At 72.2% G+C, this 20,511-nt stretch carries 13 protein-coding genes; 10 read left to right on the top strand and 3 right to left on the bottom strand.

What is annotated here, in order from left to right:
- Positions 1-52 precede the first annotated feature (52 nt).
- From BLW09_RS08950 to BLW09_RS08940, 3 genes are all read right to left on the bottom strand, one after another.
- Positions 53-1,468 carry an aldehyde dehydrogenase family protein gene (locus BLW09_RS08950; protein WP_089911319.1) on the bottom strand — a complete coding sequence of 472 codons (1,416 nt, stop codon included), beginning with the start codon at positions 1,466-1,468 and terminating at the stop codon, positions 53-55.
- Entirely contained in the window at positions 1,465-2,628 is a 1,164-nt protein-coding gene (locus BLW09_RS08945) for an acyl-CoA dehydrogenase family protein (RefSeq protein ID WP_089911316.1), read from the bottom strand. The genes BLW09_RS08950 and BLW09_RS08945 overlap by 4 nt, the downstream gene beginning before the upstream one ends.
- A gap of 77 nt (positions 2,629-2,705) precedes the next feature.
- A complete protein-coding gene (locus tag BLW09_RS08940) occupies positions 2,706-3,884 on the bottom strand; it encodes a CaiB/BaiF CoA transferase family protein (RefSeq protein WP_089916740.1) in 1,179 nt (392 codons plus the stop codon).
- A gap of 66 nt (positions 3,885-3,950) precedes the next feature.
- Here BLW09_RS08940 and BLW09_RS08935 point away from each other — a divergent pair, with 66 nt between their 5' ends.
- From BLW09_RS08935 to BLW09_RS08890, 10 genes are all read left to right on the top strand, one after another.
- The gene (locus BLW09_RS08935; RefSeq protein WP_089911313.1) at positions 3,951-4,736 is read left to right on the top strand and encodes a FadR/GntR family transcriptional regulator; all 786 of its coding nucleotides are present in this window, start codon (positions 3,951-3,953) and stop codon (positions 4,734-4,736) included.
- Positions 4,729-5,445, top strand: a complete 717-nt coding sequence (locus tag BLW09_RS08930; protein ID WP_089911311.1) for a cache domain-containing protein — start codon at positions 4,729-4,731, stop codon at positions 5,443-5,445. The genes BLW09_RS08935 and BLW09_RS08930 overlap by 8 nt, the downstream gene beginning before the upstream one ends.
- 168 nt (positions 5,446-5,613) lie before the next feature.
- A complete protein-coding gene (locus BLW09_RS08925) occupies positions 5,614-6,810 on the top strand; it encodes an FHA domain-containing protein (RefSeq protein ID WP_089911308.1) in 1,197 nt (398 codons plus the stop codon).
- A complete protein-coding gene (locus BLW09_RS08920; RefSeq protein WP_089911299.1) occupies positions 6,807-7,643 on the top strand; it encodes a protein phosphatase 2C domain-containing protein in 837 nt (278 codons plus the stop codon). Before BLW09_RS08925 ends, BLW09_RS08920 begins: the two co-directional genes overlap by 4 nt.
- Positions 7,644-7,779: 136 nt before the next feature.
- Entirely contained in the window at positions 7,780-9,207 is a 1,428-nt protein-coding gene (locus BLW09_RS08915) for a serine/threonine-protein kinase (RefSeq protein ID WP_089911297.1), read from the top strand.
- Entirely contained in the window at positions 9,204-15,116 is a 5,913-nt protein-coding gene (locus BLW09_RS08910; protein ID WP_089911294.1) for an Ig-like domain-containing protein, read from the top strand. Before BLW09_RS08915 ends, BLW09_RS08910 begins: the two co-directional genes overlap by 4 nt.
- Before the next feature lie 100 nt (positions 15,117-15,216).
- Entirely contained in the window at positions 15,217-16,188 is a 972-nt protein-coding gene (locus BLW09_RS08905; RefSeq protein ID WP_089911291.1) for an AAA family ATPase, read from the top strand.
- Entirely contained in the window at positions 16,185-17,525 is a 1,341-nt protein-coding gene (locus BLW09_RS08900; protein WP_089911286.1) for a DUF58 domain-containing protein, read from the top strand. Before BLW09_RS08905 ends, BLW09_RS08900 begins: the two co-directional genes overlap by 4 nt.
- Positions 17,525-19,834: a transglutaminase-like domain-containing protein gene (locus tag BLW09_RS08895; protein WP_089911283.1), complete on the top strand. Its 2,310-nt coding sequence runs from the start codon at positions 17,525-17,527 to the stop codon at positions 19,832-19,834. Before BLW09_RS08900 ends, BLW09_RS08895 begins: the two co-directional genes overlap by 1 nt.
- Positions 19,831-20,439 carry a zinc-ribbon domain-containing protein gene (locus BLW09_RS08890; protein ID WP_172824190.1) on the top strand — a complete coding sequence of 203 codons (609 nt, stop codon included), beginning with the start codon at positions 19,831-19,833 and terminating at the stop codon, positions 20,437-20,439. The genes BLW09_RS08895 and BLW09_RS08890 overlap by 4 nt, the downstream gene beginning before the upstream one ends.
- Positions 20,440-20,511 lie beyond the last annotated feature (72 nt).

Raw genomic sequence — 20,511 nt, 5'->3', positions numbered from 1 at the left:
CCCCTGCCGCGGCGTGTCGGGCGGAAAAAGTCCGGAGCTGTTCGCTGGGGGGTCAGGAGTCTCGACGGGGGATGCCGAGCGGGTTGCCGTCGCGGAGCTCGGGCGGGAGCACGTCCTGCGGGGCGTCCTGGTAGGCGATCGGCGTGAGCCAGCGGCGGATCGCCGTCGCGCCGACGGACGTGTGGATGCTCGCGGTCGTCGACGGCCATCCGCCGCCGTGGTGCTGCGCCCAGCCGATGGCGACGCCGGTCGGCCAGCCGTCGAACAGGAGGCGACCAGCGACGGCGCTGAGGGAGGCAGCGAGAGACGTCACATCCTCGCCGGCGCCGCGGTGGATGGTGGCGGTCAGGGAGGGCTCCAGCGCCCCCAGGAGCGCGGGCAGGTCGGCGTCGGCGAAGCGCACCAGCACGGTCACCGGGCCGAAGCACTCGGCCAGGAACGGTGCGGGGCCGGCCAGGAACGCATCCGCGTCGACGAGCACGACGGCAGGTGCGGATTCCCCGGGCGCGGCCTCCCCACGGAGCACCTCGACCGTGCTCCGGGCGGAGAACGCGGCGACGCCGGCGGAGAAGGCGTCCGTCATTCCCGGGGTGAGCTGGCGGCTCGCCGGCGCGTCGCCGAGAGAGCCGCGGACGGCCTCCTCGACCCCGCCGCCGGCCGGGACGAAGACGAGCCCCGGCTTCGTGCAGTACTGCCCGGCGTCGCGGGTGAACGAGCCGACCAGCCCCGCTCCGATCGCCTCGGCCCGTTCCGCGGCGGCGGCCCGTGTCACGACGACGGGGTTGATGCTGCCGAGCTCGCCGTAGAAGGGGATCGGGTCCGGCCGTGAGGCTGCCAGGTCGAACAGGGCACGGCCGCCGCGCGGCGAACCGGTGAACCCGGCCGCCCGCACCAGCGGGTGGCGCACCAGCGCGGTGCCCGCGTCCATCCCCTCGACGAGTGAGAACCAGCCGGGAGGCAGGATGCGCGCGGCGAGTGCCGCCGTCCGGCGGGAGAGCAGCGGGTGACCCGGATGCGCCTTGACGATCACCGGGCAGCCGGCGGCCAGCGCCGACGCCGTGTCGTTGCCCAGAACGGAGAAGGCGAACGGGAAGTTCGACGCCGCAAACACGGCGACCGGCCCCAGCGGGCGCAGGATGCGGCGGAGGTCCGGCCGCGGCGGGATCAGCGACGGGTCGGGCGACTCGACGACGGCCTCGAGGTACGCGCCCTCGCGGATCACACCCGCGAAGAAGCGCAACTGCGCCGCCGTCCGTGTGATCTCGCCGTCCAGCCGGGCGGGGGAGAGATGCGTCTCCTCGTGGGCGAGGCCCGCCAGTTCGGCGCGGTCGTCGTCCAGGGCGGCAGCCAGAGCGTCCAGCCACCCGGCCCTCTGCTCGCGGGTCGACGGCGTCGCCGCGGCACGGGCCGCGGCGACCGCCGCATCCGCCACGGCGGCGGCGCCGGCGGTGGAGGCATCCGTGCTCATGCGAACGCCGCCAGGCCGGTCAGCGCCCGGCCGAGGACGAGCGTGTGGATCTCGTCCGTGCCCTCGTAGGTGCGCACCGACTCCAGGTTGGCCATGTGCCGCATGACCGGGAATGCGTTCGTGATGCCGTCGCCGCCGAGGATCGTGCGGGCCTCGCGGGCGATGGCCAGCGCCTCGCGCACGCTGTTCAGCTTGCCGACGCTGATCTGCGTCGGGGTGAGCCGCCCGGCCTCCTTCAGGCGACCCAGGTGCAGCGCAAGCAGCATCCCCTTCTCGTACTCCACCAGCATGTTCGCCAGCTTCTCCTGGATCAGCTGGTTCGCACCGATGGGACGCCCGAACACCGCGCGCGTGGTCGCTCGCCGGATGGACACCTCCAGGCAGTCGCGGGCGGCCCCCATCGCTCCCCAGACGATGCCGTAGCGGGCCTCGTTGAGACAGGAGAACGGTCCGGAGAGGCCGCGTGCCCCGGGGAGGAGAGCAGAGGACGACAGGCGGACCTCGTCCAGCACGATGTCGCACTGCACCGAGGCGCGCATAGAGAGCTTGCCGTCGATCGCGGTCGCGGCGAACCCGGGAGTGGAGGTCGGAACGAGGAACCCGCGGACGCCGTCGTCCGTGGCCGCCCAGACCACCGCGACATCCGCGAGCGCGGCCAGACCGATCCACCGCTTTGCGCCGCTGAGCACCCAGTCGTCGCCGTCCCGCCGGGCCGTCGTGCGCATGGCGGCGGGGTCGCTGCCGCCCTCCGGCTCGGTCAGCGCGAAGCACCCGATGCGCTCCCCGCGCGCCATCGGCGGCAGCCACTCGGCCTTCTGCTCGTCGGAGCCGAACTTCGAGATCGCGCTCATCGCCAGGGAGCCCTGCACCGACACGAAGGTGCGCCAGCCGCTGTCGGCGGCCTCCAGCTCGTGGCAGACGAGCCCGTAGCTGACGGCGCCGGCTCCCGCGCATCCCTCGTCCTGCAGGTGCATGCCGAGCACGCCGAGCGCTCCCAGCTCCGCCACCAGTTCACGGCGGAAGTGCTTGTCCTCGAAGTCCTGCTCGATGACCGGCCGGATGCGCTCGGTCGCGAACGCGCGGGCGCGATCGCGCCAGCCGCGCTCCTCGTCGCTGAGCAGGTGGTCGATGCTGAACGCCTCGTCGAGCGTCGTCGTCACGGTGGGTCCTTTCGCCGGTCCATCGGGGTGGTGCGGGTAGTGCGGTGTGGTGTGGTGCGGCGCGGTGTGGTGCGGGGTCAGTCGGCCTCGTCCGCCCAGCGCGCGTCGTGCGCACCGAGGAGCGGGGGCGGGGTGCGGTGCGCGGCCGGCGCGGTGTCGAGCCGGATGGGCGTCGCGGGCTGCCTTGATGTCCGTCCCGTGCCCGGGTCGACGGTCGTCACGATCGGCTGCAGCCCCAGCGATTCGGCGAAGGCGAACGCCTCCCCGATGTCGTTGACGAGCCCGGCCGGAACCCGGGCGAGCGTGAGCGCATCCACCCAGTCGGCGGCGGTACGCGCGGCGAGCAGCGGTTCGAGGAGGCCGCGCAGCGCTTGCCGGTTGCGCACGCGCTGCTCGTTGGTGGCGAAGCGCTCGTCGTCGGCGAGTAGCGGCCGGCCGAGGGCGCCCGCGAATGCGGAGAACTGGCGGTCGTTGCCGACCGCGACGACGAACTCGCGATCCGCCGCGCGGAACAGTTCGTACGGCGCGATGCTCGGGTGCGCATTGCCCAGCCGGGCGGGGGAGCGGCCGGTCGCGAGCGTGCCGGACGCCTGGTTGGTGAGGGCGGCGAGCAGCGATCCGAGCAGGTCGACATCCACCCGGGAGCCGCGGCCCGTCGCGTCGCGCTGCCGCAGGGCGAGCAGGATGCCGGAGAACGCGTTGAGCCCGGTGAGCACATCCACCAGGGCGACGCCGACCTTGCTGGGCTCGCTGTCGGGCGCTCCGGTGATGCTCATCAGGCCGCCGACCGCCTGCACCAGCAGGTCGTAGCCGGGGAGGGCGGCTCCCGCCTCGCGGCCGAAACCGGTGATCGAGCAGAACACCAGGCGCGGGTTGGAGGGTCTGAGGCTCGCTTCGTCGAGGCCGAAGCGCTCCATGACGCCGGGCCGGAAGTTCTCGACCACGAGGTCGGCCGTGCGCGCGAGGCGGCGCGCGGTCGCGAGTCCGTCGGGCGTCGCGAGATCGCAAACGACGGAGCGCTTGTTGCGGTTGACCGCGCCGAAGTAGGTGGACTCGCCCGCGTCGTCCACCGGAGGCCGCCACGCACGCGTGTCGTCGCCGCCGGGGCTCTCGATCTTGATCACGTCGGCGCCGAAGTCGGCCAGCATCATGGTCGCGTACGGACCGGCCAGCACGCGCGAGAAGTCGGCGACGCGGATGCCCTGCAGGACGCCGGCGCCCGGCCGCTCGGGAGTGGGGATGCGGCCCTCGGGCATGCTGGCTTCTTCGCTCGACACGAATTCATCCTATAGCGAATGATTCACTCGCGATATCGTGGAGCCGTGACGATCTCGATGCGCGACGCAGCCCGCACGGGCCGTGCAGCGCCGGGCGCGCGCGACGCGGTGTTCGCGCAGCTGGACGACGCCGGGCGCGCGGAGCAGGTGGCGAGGCGGCTGACGGATGCGATCGTGCTCGGCGTGCTCTCCTCCGGCGAGCGGCTCCCCAGCGAGGCCGAGCTCGCCCGCCGGTTCGGTGTCGCACTCGTGACCGCGCGCGAGGGTCTCGGGATGCTGCGCAGGGCCGGGCTCGTGGAGACGCGCCGCGGGCGTGACGGCGGCAGCTTCGTCATGCGTCCCGGCGACGCGGACGACAGCCACGTGACCGCCCGGTTGCGCGGGGTGTCCCAGGTCGAGCTCGGCGATCTCGCGGTCTACGTGACGGCCATCGCGGCCGGCTGCGCCGATCGCGCGGCCGAGCGCTCGACCCCGTCCGACGACGCCCGGCTTCGCGCCTGGGTGGCGGATGCCGACTTCTCCCAGGCCGGCGAGGCGCGGAGGAACGCCGGCGGGTTCCTGCTCGAACTCGCCGTGCTCAGCCAGTCGGCCCGGCTGGTGCGCGAGCAGCTGCGACTGCAGGCCGAATTCGGTCCTCTGCTCTGGCTCGGGATGCGCGATCCGGCGATCCGGGCTTCCGCCGCTGCGGCCGCGACGGCCGTCGCCGAGGCCGTCGCCGCGCGCGACGGTGCGGCGGCACGGGCGCACATCAGCGACCTGCTCGGCGAGGTCGCCCGCTGGCTGCTCGCCGCGAAAGCCAGGATCGAGCGGGAGGGGACGATCGATGGCTGAGCGGACGACGATGGCCGTCACCGGGACTCCTGCTGCCGCCGGGCGCGTCTCGGAGCTCTTCGGCCGCATCCACGAGACCCTCTCGGGCTGGCGGGAGGCGATTCTCACCGGCGAACAGGACGGAGCGCTCTCGCTCGACGACCGGGTCGCAGCCCTGGTGCTCCCGGCCCTCGCGGAGGACGACCCGCTGCTCATCGGCGCGGGCTTCGTGGCGGCGCCCGAGCCGACCGGCGCAGGCGACGTCCGGTTCTCGTGGTGGCTCGGACCGCTCGACGACAACCCCGTGTTCGGCGCGACGCGCGCGCCATCGAAGTTCGACCTCGGCGCGCGCTCCTACTCCGATTACCTGCGCGACTTCGCGTCCCTGGAGTGGTTCAGCGTCCCGCAGTCGACCCACCGCACGCACATCACCGGCCCGTACGTCGATCACCTGTGCGCGTGCGACTACATCGTCACGGTCACGTCACCGGTCGAACGCGACGGGCGCATGCTCGGCGTCGTCGGCCTCGACCTCTCCGTGAAGCGTCTCGAGCGGGAGCTGCTGCCCGGGATGCTCGCGTGCAGCCGGCCGCTCGCCCTCGTCAACGAGCACGGGAGGGTGACGGTGTCCACGGATCCGGCCGTGCTGGTCGGGACGGTCCTGCCGGCCGCGCCCGATGCCGTCACGTGCCCCGGCACGACCTTCCGTCTCGTGGAGACCGGCGCCTGACCGGCCCCCGACCGCCGGCTGACCTGCCGCTGACGGGCCGCTGACCGGCGGCGTCCGGCCTCGGAGAGGCGGCCGGCGGGCTACACTCGCAACCACGCGCGCTTCGCGCGACCCCCGGCAGACGACGTCCGCCGGGACGACCCCGTGAGCCACCAGGAGGAGCCGACGATGACTGGCGGCTTCATCCGGTACGCGCCGACGGCCGGTCCGTCGCGGTGGCTGCTCATCGCGGGCCGCCGGTTCGTCGCAGCAGTCGAGAGCACGGCCTCCGACGAGATCGTGGATGCGGTGTACTGGCTGGCCGACTCGGAGTTCGCGACGATCGAATCCGTCGTCGGGGCGTTCCCGCTCGCCGGATCGGACAGCGTCCGATCGTTCGCCGTGGCGGAGATCGCCGAGCCGAACGCCGCGGGCGAGGTCACCGTGACAGCGGTGGTCCGGGGCTCGGCGGCTGTCGATGTGTTCTCGGTCGGCGGTGCACGCCGGTTCTCGGCGGGAGGCGTCCAGCCGTGGGTGCTGGCCGAGTTCCGCACGGTGACCGGCCTCGTGCTTCAGGGCGACGACGCGCCGACCGGCCCGGTCGCCCGCCTCTCCATCGGCTCGCTGCCGCTGCGCGTCGGCGTGACCGACGGCGAGCTGCTGACGTGGACGCTGCAGCCGATCGAGCGCGCGGAGCGCAGTCGTGAGGCCCCGGCTCCGGCCGCCGCGGTCTCCGGCCCTGCCGCGGAGGAGACCATCATCCGCGCCCGCAACCAGAGCTCGAGCCTGTTCGGGGGCGCGGACGCCCCGGCGGAGGTCGCTGCGGCGTCCGAGATCGTGCCGCCGCACGCCCATCCCGCCCCGCACGAGCTCCCGGGCGCCGTCGACATCGACGAGTCCGTGACCCCGCCCGCCGCAGCCGTCGCTCCGGCGCCCGAGCGCGACACGCCGATCGCGCCCGCTGGGCCGCTCACCGTCCGCACCGACGAGGTGTTCCCGCCGACCGAGCCCGTCGTGCTTCCCCCGCCGCGCGCGACCTTCGCCGCCCGGATCCCGTCGGGGGACACGATCGCGCTCGACGTCCCCGTCCTGATCGGCCGGCGGCCCGCTCCGCAGCGCGTCGATTCCGGCGCGGAGCCGCGGCTCGTCACGGTGCCGTCGCCCACCCAGGAGGTCTCTTCGACGCATGTCCGCATCGAGCAGTCGGGGGACGCGGTCGTCGTCACCGACCTCCGCTCCACGAACGGGACGCTCGTGACCGGTCCCGGCGGCGCCCGCCGGCTGCGTCCGGGGGAGTCGTCCGTGGTGCTCGCGGGGGCGAGGGTGGAGATCGGCGACGGTAATATCATCGAGATCACCGCCCGCAGAGACGAAGGACGCGAGTGACCCAGATCGGTCGCAGCAGCAGACGCCACACCGTGGCCGTCCCCGGCGATCCCGACGCACGCATCAGCCTCGCCTGGGCCGCTCTGAGCGACACCGGATACCGGCGGAGCGTGAACGAGGACAGCCTCCTCGCGCGTTCCCCGATCTTCGCGGTGGCCGACGGGATGGGCGGCCACACCGCAGGAGACTTCGCCAGCACGGCGGTGGTCACGCGCCTGGCCGAGAAGGTGAAGGCGGACTTCGTCGGAGAGATCGCCCTCACCGAGGCGCTGCGATCGGCGGTCGATGACATGACCCGGGGCGTCGGCCAGACCGACCTCGGGACGGGCACCACGGTCACCGGGATCGCCCTCACCCTGGTCGACGGCAACCCGTACTGGCTCGTGTTCAACATCGGCGACTCGCGGGTGTACAGCTACCGCGACGGGACGCTGGAGCAGCTGACCGTCGACCATTCGATCGTCCAGGAGCTGCTGGACGCCGGAGCCATCACCCCGGCGGAGGCCGAGGTGCACCCGCACAGCAACGTCATCACGCGCGCCGTCGGTTTCAACGAGGATCCGGTGCCCGACTACTTCCTCCTGCCGATCGTCGCAGGCTCCCGGCTGCTGGTGTGCTCGGACGGCCTGACGAAGGAGCTGACCGAGCACGGCATCCGCTACTTCCTCGGAGAGGGCTCCTCCCCGCTCGACGCCGCCCAGCAGCTGATGGATGCGGCGCTCGGCAACGGCGGGCGCGACAACGTGACCGTCGTGGTCGTCGACGTGCTGGCGACCCCGGAGTCCGGAGCACACCGCGAGGGCGTCTCCCGCCGGGCCGCTCGGCGCCACTGATTCTGTCCCCCGACTTGGGGGTGAGCGAGTTGTCCCCAGTGCGGGTCCCGGCCGGTCGGGGGCGGTATCCGGCTGCCTACAATTGTCAGACGCTTCGCACCGGCGAACGCGTCTCATCGACGAACGGGAGGAGCCGATGGCCCGGCGTTTGCCGTCCCAGCCGCCGAACCTCCCGGGTTTCTCCTACGTCCGGGTGCTGGGTTCCGGCGGCTTCGCCGACGTGTTCCTGTACGAGCAGAACATGCCGAGGCGCCAGGTCGCGGTCAAGGTGATGCTCGCCGAGGTGGTCACCAGCCAGGTCAAGCAGATGTTCCAGGCCGAGGCGAACCTCATGGCGCAGCTGAGCACCCATCCGTCGATCCTCACCGTCTATCAGGCGAGCGTCTCCTCCGACGGCCGGCCGTACCTGGTGATGGAGCTCTGCTCCGCCGCGATCGGACAGCGTTACCGCACGGAGCCGCTGTCGGTGCCGGAGGCGCTGAGCGTCGGCGTGCGCATCGCCAGCGCGGTCGAGACGGCCCATCGGGCCGGAGTGCTGCATCGCGACATCAAGCCGTCGAACATCCTGAGCACCGCCTACGGGCATCCGGTGCTGAGCGACTTCGGGATCGCCGCAACGCTGAGCGAGGCCGACGTCACCGAGGCGATCGGCCTGTCCATCCCCTGGTCGGCGCCCGAGGTCCTGCTCGACGAGACCAGCGGCACGATCGCCAGCGAGATCTGGTCGCTCGGGGCCACGCTGTACTCGCTGCTCGCCGGGCGGTCGCCGTTCGAGGTGCCCGGCAAGGAGAACACGTCCGCCGAGCTCATCCAGCGCATCACCAAGAGCCGGCCGCTGCCGATCGGGCGGGCCGATGTCCCGGCGCGGCTGGAGCAGGTGCTCATGCGGGCGATGTCGCGACGGCCCTCCCAGCGGCAGAGGAGCGTGCTGGAGTTCATCCGCGAGCTGCAGGCGGTGGAGACCGAGCTCGGCCTGCCGCAGACGCCGATCGAGGTCGCGATGGACGACTGGGCGCTGGCGACCGCCGGCGATCCGGAGGACAGGACCCGGGTGAAGGGCGTGGTCGCGGTCGACCCGGGTGCCCGCCGTCGCCGGCGCCGCGCGGCTCCCGTGTCCACGACGGTCACCCGCGCACCGACCCGCACCGTCGTGCGCGAGAGCGGGAGTGCGCAGACGCCGCAGCAGGCCGCGCCGGCGAAGACCTCCCGCGCGCTCGTGCTCTCCCTGGTCGCGTGCGCCGTGCTCGTCGTCGTGCTCGCCGTGACCGCATCGATCGTGCTCGTGCGAGCGGGGGCGAGCGACGACATCCCGACGGTCCGCGATCTCAGCGGCCGGGTGGCCGGCAGCACCATCGTGTTCACCTGGAGCGACCCGGGGCTGCAGGAGGGCGACACGTACCAGGTGACGGTCGACGACCAGCCGCCCAGCAGCCAGCACGCGACGGAGTTCCGCGTCGACGCGAAGTCGGGTGAGACCGTCTGCGTCACCGTGACGGTGAACCGCGACGGCAAGACGGGCACGCCGAGCGGCCAGAAGTGCGTCGAAGGGACGGGCGGGACGTGACCCGCCTCGGCGCCATCGGGTCGTGGCTCGCCGCGCACAAGTCCGTCGCGGCGACAGCCGTGAGCGGGACGGCGGTGGCCGCCCTGGTGACGACCCTCGCGGTCGTCTCGGGGGGCTACAGCGCGCAGCACCTCCGGCTCGACGACGCCTCGGTCTGGGTCGCGAGCGACGCCAAGAAGTCCCTCGGCCGGGCGAACACGGAGATCGACAAGCTCAACTCGGTGGTAGCCGGAACCGGCGAGGCCCTGGACGTCGTCCAGGACGGCACGGACGTCCTCCTCCTCGACCGCGAGGCGAACACGATCGCGGTCGTCGATCCGGCGACCGCGGAGGCGGGCAAGTCGGTGGCGCTGCCGCCGCGTTCTCCGCAGGTGTCGCTCGCGGACGGTCACGTCGCTCTGCTGTCGCAGACCACCGGGCAGCTGTGGCTGACCGGTGTCGACCAGCTGAAGGACTTCAACTCCGGCTCCGCGGCGACGATCGACCTCGGCGGCCGCGCCGTGTCCGCCATGGACCCGTCCGGCGTGCTGTTCGCGTACCAGCCGTCGACCAAGTCCCTGGTGCGCATCGGCCTCGACGCCGCCGAGCCCTCGACGACGACCGAGACGCTCCGCACCCGGGGCGACGGCGCCGACGTCTCCCTGACCTCCGTGGGAGGCCACTGGGCCCTGCTCGACCCGTCGCAGCGCACGCTGACGCTCGAGGACCGCACGGTGAACCTCGCCGCCTTCCTCCCCGAGGGGGACGAACCGGTGCTGCAGCAGCCGTCGGAGCACGGGGATGCCGTGTGGATCGCCTCCACCGCCGGGCTGATCCGCGTGCCGCTCGCCGGCGGCCCTGCCACGCGGGCGCTCGCTCGCGACTCCGGCGCCCCGGCCGCGCCCGTGACCGTCGACGGGTGCACCTACGCGGCCTGGAACGACGGAACGGCCTGGCGCACATGCTCGGCGTCGGGCGCGGGGGAGCGGTCGACGCTCGACGGCGTGCCGTCCGGTGCGGTGCTCGGCTTCCGCGTGAACGGGAACCGCGTCGTGCTCAACGACGGCCGCTCCGGTGTCTCCTGGGCGGTGCAGAGCGGCAACGCCCGCATCGACAACTGGGACGAGCTGGTCTCCAAGAAGACGACGCAGGAGCTCGTCGACCAGACCAAGCAGGACGATGCCCCGCAGTTCGAGAAGCAGGAGCAGCCTCCCGTCGCCGTCGACGACTCGTTCGGCGCCCGGCCGGGACGCGTGACGCCGCTGCCCGTCCTGCTCAACGACTACGACCCGAACGGCGACGTGCTGACGATCGACTCGTTCACGGCGGTGCCCGCGAGTCAGGGCTCGATCGAACTCACGAACGCCGACCAGCAGCTCCAGCTGTCGCTTCCGGACACGGCCACCGGCACGATCGCCTTCGACTACACGATCTCGGACGGCCGCGGCGGGACGGCGACGGCGCACGTGACCGTCGCGGTGCGGACCGCGGCCGAGAACAGCCCGCCGGTCTGCGTCCGCAACGCCAAGGCCGTCGTGCAGTCCGGCGGCCGCGTGTCCGCACCGGTGCTCGGCGACTGCTACGACCCGGACGGCGACTCCTTCTATCTCGCCGGCGCGTCCGTTCCCGCTCCCGACGCCGTCACGTTCACCCCGCAGGGTCAGATCGCCTACTCCGACCACGGCGACGGCGAAGGCGTGAAGGATGTGGCCCTCACCCTCTCGGACGGGCGGGCCGAGGCGGCCGGCCTGCTCGCGGTGACCGTGCGCGCGCCAGGACAGGTGCCGATCATCGCCGATCCGTTCGCCGTCGTGGCCTACCAGAGCCAGGAGGTGACGGTGTCGCCGCTCGACCACGTTCGCGGCGGCAACGGCACGGTGCGCCTCAGCACCGTCCCCACCAAGGCGGACGCGACGATCACCCCGGACTATCAAGGAGGCACGTTCCGCTTCGAGTCCGACCAGGCCGGAACGCACAACATCGAGTATTCGGTGACCGACGGCCTCGTGACGGCGACCGGCGTCGTCCGGGTCGAGGTCAAGGCGCCCCCGGGGGCGAAGACCGCGCCGATCGCGGTGCCGCACACCGCGTTCATCCGCGAGCAGTCGACGCAGGACGTCGACGTCCTCTCGACCGACATCGACCCGTCGGGCGGCGTGCTGCTGGTCACGGGCGTGACCGAGCCGGAGGCGGCGACCGGTGTCCGGGTCCAGGTGCTGCAGCAGCGCACCCTCCGCGTCACCCTGAGCCGGCCGCTCGAGGGTCCCGTCGACTTCCACTACCGGCTCAGCAACGGCCTGGCCGAGACGATCGGGACGGTCACCGTCGTCCAGCTCCCGCCGCTCACGGTCCATCAGCCGCCGATCGCCGCCCCCGACAGCGTCTCGGTCCGGGTGGGCGATGTGGTCGACATCCCGGTGCTGGCCAACGACGTGCAGCCCGACGGCGACAAGCTGACCCTCGACCCGACCCTGGCGACACCGCTCCCCAGCGGCGCCGGCCTCCTCTTCGCCAGCGGCGATCACCTCCGCTACCTCGCGCCATCGAAGCCCGGCAACTACACCGCGGCATACAAGGTGTACGGGGCGGACGGCCAGTGGGCGACGGCCGAGGTCACGATCGCCGTGCGCGAGCGCGACGCCGCGACCAACAACCCGCCCGTTCCGAAGACCGTGACCGCGCGCGTCCTCGCGGGAGACACCGTCCGCATCACCATCCCGCTGTCCGGCATCGACCCGGACGGCGACTCCGTGCAGTTCATCGGGCAGGAGACGAACCCGCAGAAGGGCGCCGTGATCGCCTCCGGTCCGGACTGGATGGACTTCCAGGCCGGCGACTACGCCGCAGGCACCGACACCTTCACCTACGCCGTGGTCGACGCGCTCGGCGCCCGCGCGACGGGCACGGTCCGGGTGGGCATCGCCGCCCGGGTCGAGGGCGCACGGAACCCGGTCGCGGTCGAGGACGACGTGACGGCGCGTCCGGGACGGACGCTGTCGGTGCAGGTCCTCGCCAACGACAGCGACCCCGACGGCAGCCCGCTCAGCGTGACCGCGGTCACGTCGCTCGACGGCAAGGCCAAGGCGAAGATCAGCGGCGACGTCGTCACCGTAACGGCGCCCCAGGCCGAGGGAGCCTACGGCTTCCTCTACACGATCCAGAACGAGCGCGGAGGCACCAGCCAGGCGTTCCTGCGGCTCACGGTCGACCCGAAGGCGCCGCCCGCGCGTCCGGTCGTCTCCGACACGACCCTCGGACTCTCCGACATCCTCGGCAAGGACCGTGTCGATGTGAACGTGCTGGCCAACGTGTTCTTCGCCGATGGCCCGGTCTCCAGCCTGAAGCTCTCGCTGGTGCCCGGTTACACGAGCGATGCGCAGGTCACGTCCTCGAAGCGGTTGCGGATCGCGATCGGCGCGAAGAGCCAGGTGGTGCCCTTCCGTGTCGCGAACCCGGAGGACGAGAGCGTCGTCGCCTACGGCTTCGTGCGGGTGCCCGGCTACGACGACGCCCTGCCCCAGCTGAAGCGGGGTGCGCCCAAGCTGACGGTGGTCAGCGAGAAGACCCTGACCATCCACCTCAACGACTACATCGTCGCGGTGGGCGACAGGAAGGTGCGGCTGACCGACGCGGCGACCGTGCGCGCCACCCACGCGAACGGCGACGACCTGGTGGCCGGGAGCGACACGCTCCAGTTCACGTCGTCGCCGCGCTACTTCGGGCCGGCCTCCATCTCGTTCCAGGTCACCGACGGAGCGAGCGCCAGCGACCCGAACGCCAACGTCGCGACCATCGTGCTCCCGATCGAGGTCACGCCTCGCGAGAATCAGCCGCCCGTGTTCACCGGCGCGCTCATCGACTTCGAGCCCGGCCAGACGAAGACGATCGACCTCACCAAGGTGACCAGGTACCCGTACGCCAAAGACGTCGGCGAGCTGGTCTACTCCATCCAGGATCCCCGTCCCGATGGCGTGTCCGCCTCCCTGAGCGGGCAGAAGCTGACGGTGAGCGTCGCCGCCGACGCGGTCAAGGGCACGCGCCCGTCGCTCTCGATCGGGGTGAAAGACGCCGTCAACGCCGGCCAGGCCGGTCGCATCGACATCTCGGTCGTCCCGTCGACGCGTCCGCTGGCCAGCCCCCAGCCGGACCGCGTGATCGCTCCGCGCGGGCAGACCTCGACAGTGGATGTGCTGGCCAACGACGGCGCGACCAACCCGTTCCCGGGCAAGCCTCTGCGGGTGGTCGCGGTCCGCGGTCTGGGGACCGGACTGCCGGACGGCGTCAGCATCACCCCGAGCGCCGACAACTCGGAGCTGCAGATCACGGTCTCCCAGACGGCTGCCGCGGCCGATACGACCCTGCAGTACGAGGTCGCGGACGCCACCGGGGATCCGGACCGCTATGTCTGGGGCACCGTGACGGTGTCGGTGCAGGATCGCCCGGCCCCGGTGTCCAATGTCCAGGTCGGCACGATCGCCGACCGCAGCCTCACGCTGACGTGGATCCCCGGCGCCTTCAACAACTCGCCGATCACCGGTTTCGAGGTGACCATGGCGTCCGCAGCGAGCGGCGCCGTGCTCTCCACCACCCCGTGCGCCACCACGACGTGCGCGATCACGACGCCGGGCAACGGGTCCTCCAACGCCGTCACCCTCAGCGTGCGCGCCAGGAACGCGCTCGGGCTCTCCGACCCGACGGCCTACGCCGAGGCGGTGTGGTCCGATGTGGTGCCGAACGCCCCTTCCGGCCTGTCGTCGACACCGCTCGACCAGGGGCTCCGCGTCACGTGGTCGAAGCCCGCGGACGCCGCGGGCGCGAGCCCGATCAGCTCCTACGTGGTGTCGGTGGGCGGCGTGACCAAGGCTCTGCAGGTCTCGGGGTCGGACCCGGTCGGCACCCGGTACGCGCTCAACGTCACCGATCCCGGCATCGCGAACGGAGCGTCGATCGGATACACGGTCGCCTCCCGCAACGACTTCTACCAGGGCCGGACGACGTGGAATCAGAGCCAGGGGAGCGGCATCCCCGCGGGAGCGCCGACCACGACGGGCATCGCCCCGGTGGCCACTCCGAACACGACCGACGGCACCAGCGTGACGCTCAGCTGGTCCAACGTCTTCGGCGACAACGGTGCGGCCGTCTCCGCCTACTACGTCGCGGTGTTCCAGGGCGGCAACCCCACCTTCTGCCGGGTCGACGGCGTCGAGGACGGGCAACCGGCGCTGAGCACCGGAGGACTCGGCCGCGTTCAGGGCGGTAGCACCACGTTCGACGGGCTCAGCCCGAACCGCAGCTACAACTTCATCGTCTACGCCTACAACGGCCAGGGCTGCACCCCGGCCGCGATCGTGAGCGCGACGCCGCGCCAGGCTCCGGGCGCGGTGAGCCAGATCGCGGTGAACGGGCGGGTGCAGAGCGGTGACACCGTCGACTTCCGGGTCTCCGTGTCCTACCGCGCGGGCGGCGGGTCCAGCCCGGTCTTCGACTACCAGCTGCTGAGCGGGACCGCCGTCGTCGACTCCGGTCAGCTCGCCGGCACCACCGGGATCCTCACCGGCTCCAACGGAAGCCACTACGGCGTACCGCTGACCGTGAAGATCACCCGCGTCTGCGAGAGCTACCCGGACAGCGCTCCGCTCTGCTCCGATCAGTCGGCCACGCAGGACCTGGGCGTCGCGGTGAGCCTCGCCATCGGCGGCGGCCGATACGACCCCGCGAGTCACGTGTTCACCTGGACCAGCTGGCCGACCGGTCAGTACGACGCCGTGACCTACAGCTGCGACGGGACCACTCAGCTGCCGATGCCGGCGGCGGGACAGACCGCATCCTGCACCGCCCCGGCGAACGACCCGTCGCCGACGCTGGTCGTGCGGGTCGTCAGCGGTTCCGACACGTACAGCCAGCCCTACCCGGGATCGAGTCTGCAATGAGTTCGGGACGCCATACTGATGAGATGTGCCGCTCCGTGCGGCCCGCATCCCCTTCCCAGCGGCCCGACCGGCCGCGCCCCGAACCGAAAGAGGCCGGAGCATGACGATGACCCCCGAGCAGGCAAGCTGGTTCTCCGGAGTCTTCGATCGTCTCGTCGGGAACATCGACCGGGTCCTGCTGGGCAAGACCCACGTGATCCGGCTGGCTCTCACCGCGCTGTTCAGCGAGGGCCACCTCCTCCTGGAGGACTTCCCGGGGACGGGCAAGACCTCGCTCGCGCGCGCGATCGCCGAGAGCGTGCGCGGGACGACCAACCGCGTCCAGTTCACTCCCGACCTGCTGCCGGGCGACATCACCGGCGTCAACATCTACGACCAGCGGAGCGGCGCCTTCGAGTTCCACCGCGGCCCGGTCTTCGCCAACATCGTCCTCGCCGACGAGATCAACCGCGCGAGCCCCAAGACCCAGTCCGCTCTGCTCGAGGTCATGGAGGAGCAGCAGGTCACGGTCGACGGCGTGCGCCATTCGGTGGGTGCGCCGTTCATGGTGATCGCGACCCAGAACCCGATCGAGCAGGCGGGCACCTACCGGCTCCCGGAGGCGCAGCTCGACCGCTTCCTGATGAAGGCGTCGATCGGCTACCCCGACCACGAGGCGACCCTGCGCATCCTGGAGGGGTCGGAGCGCCGCGCCCACGAGGTCGTCGTGCCGGAGGTGATCTCGGCCGCGACGGTGGTCGAGATGGCCACCATGGCCCGCGGCGTCCACGTCGACCCCACGATCAACGACTACGTGTCACGCCTGGTCGAGGCCAGCCGGACCGCCGACGAGATCAGGCTCGGCGTGAGCGTTCGCGGGGCGCTCGCCCTGCTGCGCGCCGCCAAGACCATGGCCGCCGCATCCGGTCGCTACTACGTCACCCCGGACGACGTGAAGGCTCTTGCAGAGCCCGTGCTCGCCCACCGCCTCGTGCTCGACCCGGAGGCCGAGTTCGAGGGCGTCAGCGCCTCGAGCCTCATCGGGCAGCTGTTGATCGAGACCCCGCCGCCGAGCGATCGGGCCGCCGTGTGACCACCGTCACCCGTTCGCAGACCGAGCTCACCAACGCGCGCGCCCGCATCGTCGGCGAGCGCGATGGCGTCCTGGCCGACGCGATCGTGTGGGTCGTCCGCACCTCGGCGACGGCAGCGCGCGCGGTCGCGACCGTCGCCCGGCGCATCAGCGCCGTCGTCACCGCGCTCGGCTGGTCGATGCTGCTGCTGGCAGCTCTCGCGCTGACCGTGGGATACGTCTTCGGCTGGGTCGAGGCGGTCGTGGCCGGGTGGACCGCCCTCGTGCTCCTCGTGGTGGCGTCCGGCTATCTCATCGGCCGCACCGCCTACGATGTCGGCCTCTCGCTCCCGGCCAACCGGGTCGTCGTGGGGGATAGGGCCCCCGGCGAGGTGGCGGTGCGCAACACCCTCCGCCGCGGGCTTCCCGGCGTGCGGGTCGAGGTGCCCGTCGGTCAGGGGCTCGCCGAGTTCGCCGCGCCGCCGCTCGCTGCGGGCGAGGAGCACTCGGACGTGTTCGTCGTGCCGACCACCCGGCGCGGCATCGTGCCGATCGGACCGGTCCGGACGGTCCGCGCCGACCCGATCGGGCTGCTCCGCCGCGAGGTCGTCTGGGCGGACTCACTCGACCTGTTCGTGCATCCCCGCACCATCGCCATTCCCAGCATGAGCACCGGGTTCGTCCGCGACCTCGAGGGATCGCCGACCCGCGACCTGACGGCCAGCGACATCGCCTTCCACGCGCTCCGCGAGTACGTCCCCGGCGACGAGCGGCGCTACATCCACTGGAAGTCGACCGCGAAGACCGGCAGCTACATGGTCCGCCAGTTCGAGGAGACCCGGAGGAGCCACCTGCTGGTGGCGCTCAGCCTGTCGGCGGCCGACTACGCCACCGAGGAGGAGTTCGAGCTGGCCGTGAGCGTCGCCGGGTCGCTCGGCGTCCGCGCCATGCAGGACTCCCGCACGGTCTCGGTCGTCGCCAGCGCGGAGACGCCCGACTTCGCCAAGCGTGTCGTGTTCAGCGCCCGACGCCTCAGCACGGTGAACAGAGGGCGGCTCCTCGACGATCTGGCGGGCGTCGAGACCGCGGTCTCGGCCCTGCGGCTTCCGGAGCTCGCGCAGGTGGCGTCCGATGGAGCGGCGGGCATCTCCATCGCGTTCCTGATCTGCGGTTCGACCCCGACGGCCGCGCAGCTGCGCGCCGCGGCCGGGCACTTCCCGCTCGGGGTGGACGTCGTCGCCATCGTCTGCGACGAGGGAGCCGTGCCGTCGATGCGCCGGGTCGCCGACCTCAGCGTGCTCACCATCGGCTACCTGGAGGACCTCCAGCGCAGCCTCGCCAAGAGGCTGGCGCTCTGATGCCCGCCCGCCGCTCCGCCGCCTCGCTGATCGACGTCGCCTTCGCCGTCGTCGCCGTGGCGCTCGGCGCCTGGTCGTTCTGGCCGATCCACCAGTCGCCCGAGTTCGTCCTGATGCTGGTGGTGACCCTGCTGGCCGGCACGGCGGTGGCCGTGGCGGGATGGGCGTTCCGGCTGCCGAGCATCGCGGTCGCCGGGCTGATCGCGCTGGTGTTCCTCGGGCTCGGGGTGCAGCTCGCGGTCCCGTCCGAATCGGCCGCGGGCGGGCTTCTGCCGACGGGGCCGGGTTTCGTCGATCTGGTCCAGGGCACCTGGCTGAGCTGGAAGCAGCTGGTGACCATCAGCATCCCTGTCGGGTCGTACCAGGCGCTCCTGGTGCCGGCGTTCCTGCTGACACTGCTGGCCACCGTCCTGACGGTCACGATCGCGCTCCGGTCGTCGCGGCCGGAGCTGGCCGCCGTCCCGCCGGTGCTGCTGTTCGTCGCGGGCATCGTGCTGGGCTCTTCGACGTCATCGCTGCCGCTCCCGCTGCTGTTCGCCCTCTTCGTCGTGCTCCTCTCGTGGCTGATCCGCTTCCGGCTGCGGCGCAGGGCGGCATCCCTCCGCACTCTGCGGGAGCAGAGCGGCCTGCTCGTCGAGACACGGCGTGAGCGGCGCTCGACAGCCCTGCTGACGACGGCGGGCGCGACCGTGATGCTGCTCACGGCGGCCGCGGCGGGGATCGCAGCGGCCGCGCTGATCCCGCCGGCCGGCGCGCGGCAGGTCGCGCGCACCGCGGTCGAGCAGCCGTTCGACCCGCGGGAGTACCCCAGCCCGCTGAGTGGATTCCGCTCCTACCTCGAGCCGGCGCGTGCCGACCGGGCCATGCTGACCGTCACGGGGCTCCCGGCCGACCGTCGGCTGCGGATCGCGACGCTCGACACCTACGACGGCGTCACCTACGCGGTGGGCAGCGGAGACGAGACCAGCGCATCCGGCTCGTTCACGCGCGTGCCGTACCGCATCGACCAGAGTGCGACCACGGGCAAGCGGACGACGACGAGTGTGGTGGTCCGCGACTACCGCGGCCCGTGGCTTCCCGGGAGCGGACAGCTGGAGCAGGTTCGCTTCAGCGGGGCGGACGCCCAGCGGCTCGCCGGAGCGTTCTTCTACAACGACGTGACCGGCACGGGCGCCGTCACCACGGCCCTCCGCAGCGGCGACATGTACACCGAGGAGACGGTCGTCAAACCGCAGCTGAAGCCCGACCAGCTGGAGAAGGTGCAACCGGGGACGGACTCCGTGCCGCGCCCCCGCGTCATCCCCGACGAGCTGGCGTCCGTGCTGCAGAAGTACACCTCCGGTGTCAGCGGCGCCGGGCCGAAGCTCGCGGCGGCGCTGCGCGGCCTCGCCCAGGACGGCTATATCAGCCACGGCATCGGCGCGGACGAGCCCGCCAGCAGGTCGGGACACGGCGCCGACCGGATCACCGAGCTGCTGACCGACGTCCCCATGCTCGGCGACCAGGAGCAGTACGCGGTCACCGCAGCGCTCATGGCCCGGCAGCTCGGCTTCCCCGCGCGAGTGGTCGTCGGATTCGTGGCGCCGGCGGACACCACCGGTCCGAACCTGACCTTCGTCGGCTCCGACATCTCCGCCTGGATCGAGGTGCAGACCACCTCCGGCTGGGTGACCGTCGACCCGACGCCTCCATTGCGTCCGGTCCCGCCGAAGCAGCCGGACCAGCCCACCCAGATCTCCCGGCCGCAGACCAACATCCAGCCCCCGGTAGACGAGAACCCGCAGCGCAACGACGAGCCACCGCAGGCGCAGGTCGACCCTTCCGACCAGCCGCAGCCGAACCCCGTGCTCGAAACGCTGCTCGCCGTCCTGGCGGTCGTGGGATGGACGCTGCTTGTCCTCGCACTCGTCGCCTCGCCGTTCCTGGCCGTCCTCGCCGCGAAGTGGCGTCGCCGCGCGCTGCGCCGATCGGCGCCGACCGCGCGCGAGCGCATCGTCGGCGGGTGGCGGGAGTTCGCCGATGCGGCCGTCGACCACGGCTACGAGCCGCCGCCCGCCGCGACGCGGGTGGAGTTCGCCGACACCATCGGCGGGTCGCGCGCCGGCGCGCTCGCCAAGGTCGCGGACCGCGCCACGTTCAGCGGCATCGCTCCGACGCCCGCGGAGGCAGAGACGGTCTGGAAGGCGGTCGACGAGCTCCGCTCGCAGCTCGCGAAGCGCGACACGCGCTGGAAGCGGCTGCTCGCTGCCGTCTCGCTGCGGTCGCTCGGCTACCGTGGGAGACGGAACCGGAAGGGGCGGGAACGATGAACTGTCGGGTGTGCGGAGCAGAGCTGGCCGAAGGCACGCTGTTCTGTCCGCTGTGCGGCAGCTCGGTCACCTCGTCACGGCTGCGTGCTCCGGAAGTCGCGGACCCGCGGCCATCGGACACCTCGATCATCTCCGACCGCCTCGCCGAGCCGCGGCCCGCTCCCGCGGTCGCCGGGCGGTTCCCGGAGGACGTCCTCCTCGATGAGGACGGCCTGCCGCCGACCCAGGCGATGACGATCGTGCCGGTCGAGGAGGCGCCGCCCGTCCACCCGCCTGCGCACCGGACGTACACGCTCAGCTTCTCCACCGGCGACGTCGTCGAGGTGTCCGGCTCCGGGCTCATCGGCCGGCGTCCGATCACGCAGCCGGGGGAGCACATCGACCAGCTCGTCGTCGTCTCGGACCCCGGCCGCAGCGTCTCCAAGACGCACCTCGAGTTCGGCCTCGAGGGCGACGAGCTGTGGATATGCGATCGCTACTCCGGAAACGGCACGGTCGCGCATCCGCTCGGCGGTGTGGCGCGCCAGTGCGAGGCCGGCCGGCGCTACCGCGTCACCCGTGGAACCCGCGTCGAGATCGGCGACCACTGGTTCGACGTCTCCTGACCTCGTCCGCCCCGCCCCGCTCCCTCCACCGTTGAGTACGCAAAAACTGCACGTCTCCCCGTGGGAATCCGT

The organism is Leifsonia sp. 21MFCrub1.1 (assembly GCF_900107895.1).
GTDB lineage: Bacteria > Actinomycetota > Actinomycetes > Actinomycetales > Microbacteriaceae > Leifsonia > Leifsonia soli.
The sequence above is the reverse complement of the archived record's forward strand: the minus strand, read 5'-3'. Positions and strand labels throughout refer to the sequence as shown.

Coding starts and splice junctions, on each gene's coding strand:
- BLW09_RS08950 (WP_089911319.1), bottom strand. CDS start 1,468: ATGAGCACGGATGCCTCCACCGCCGGCGCCGCCGCCGTGGCGGATGCG.
- BLW09_RS08940 (WP_089916740.1), bottom strand. CDS start 3,884: ATGCCCGAGGGCCGCATCCCCACTCCCGAGCGGCCGGGCGCCGGCGTC.
- BLW09_RS08930 (WP_089911311.1), top strand. CDS start 4,729: ATGGCTGAGCGGACGACGATGGCCGTCACCGGGACTCCTGCTGCCGCC.
- BLW09_RS08925 (WP_089911308.1), top strand. CDS start 5,614: ATGACTGGCGGCTTCATCCGGTACGCGCCGACGGCCGGTCCGTCGCGG.
- BLW09_RS08915 (WP_089911297.1), top strand. CDS start 7,780: ATGGCCCGGCGTTTGCCGTCCCAGCCGCCGAACCTCCCGGGTTTCTCC.
- BLW09_RS08905 (WP_089911291.1), top strand. CDS start 15,217: ATGACGATGACCCCCGAGCAGGCAAGCTGGTTCTCCGGAGTCTTCGAT.
- BLW09_RS08895 (WP_089911283.1), top strand. CDS start 17,525: ATGCCCGCCCGCCGCTCCGCCGCCTCGCTGATCGACGTCGCCTTCGCC.
- BLW09_RS08890 (WP_172824190.1), top strand. CDS start 19,831: ATGAACTGTCGGGTGTGCGGAGCAGAGCTGGCCGAAGGCACGCTGTTC.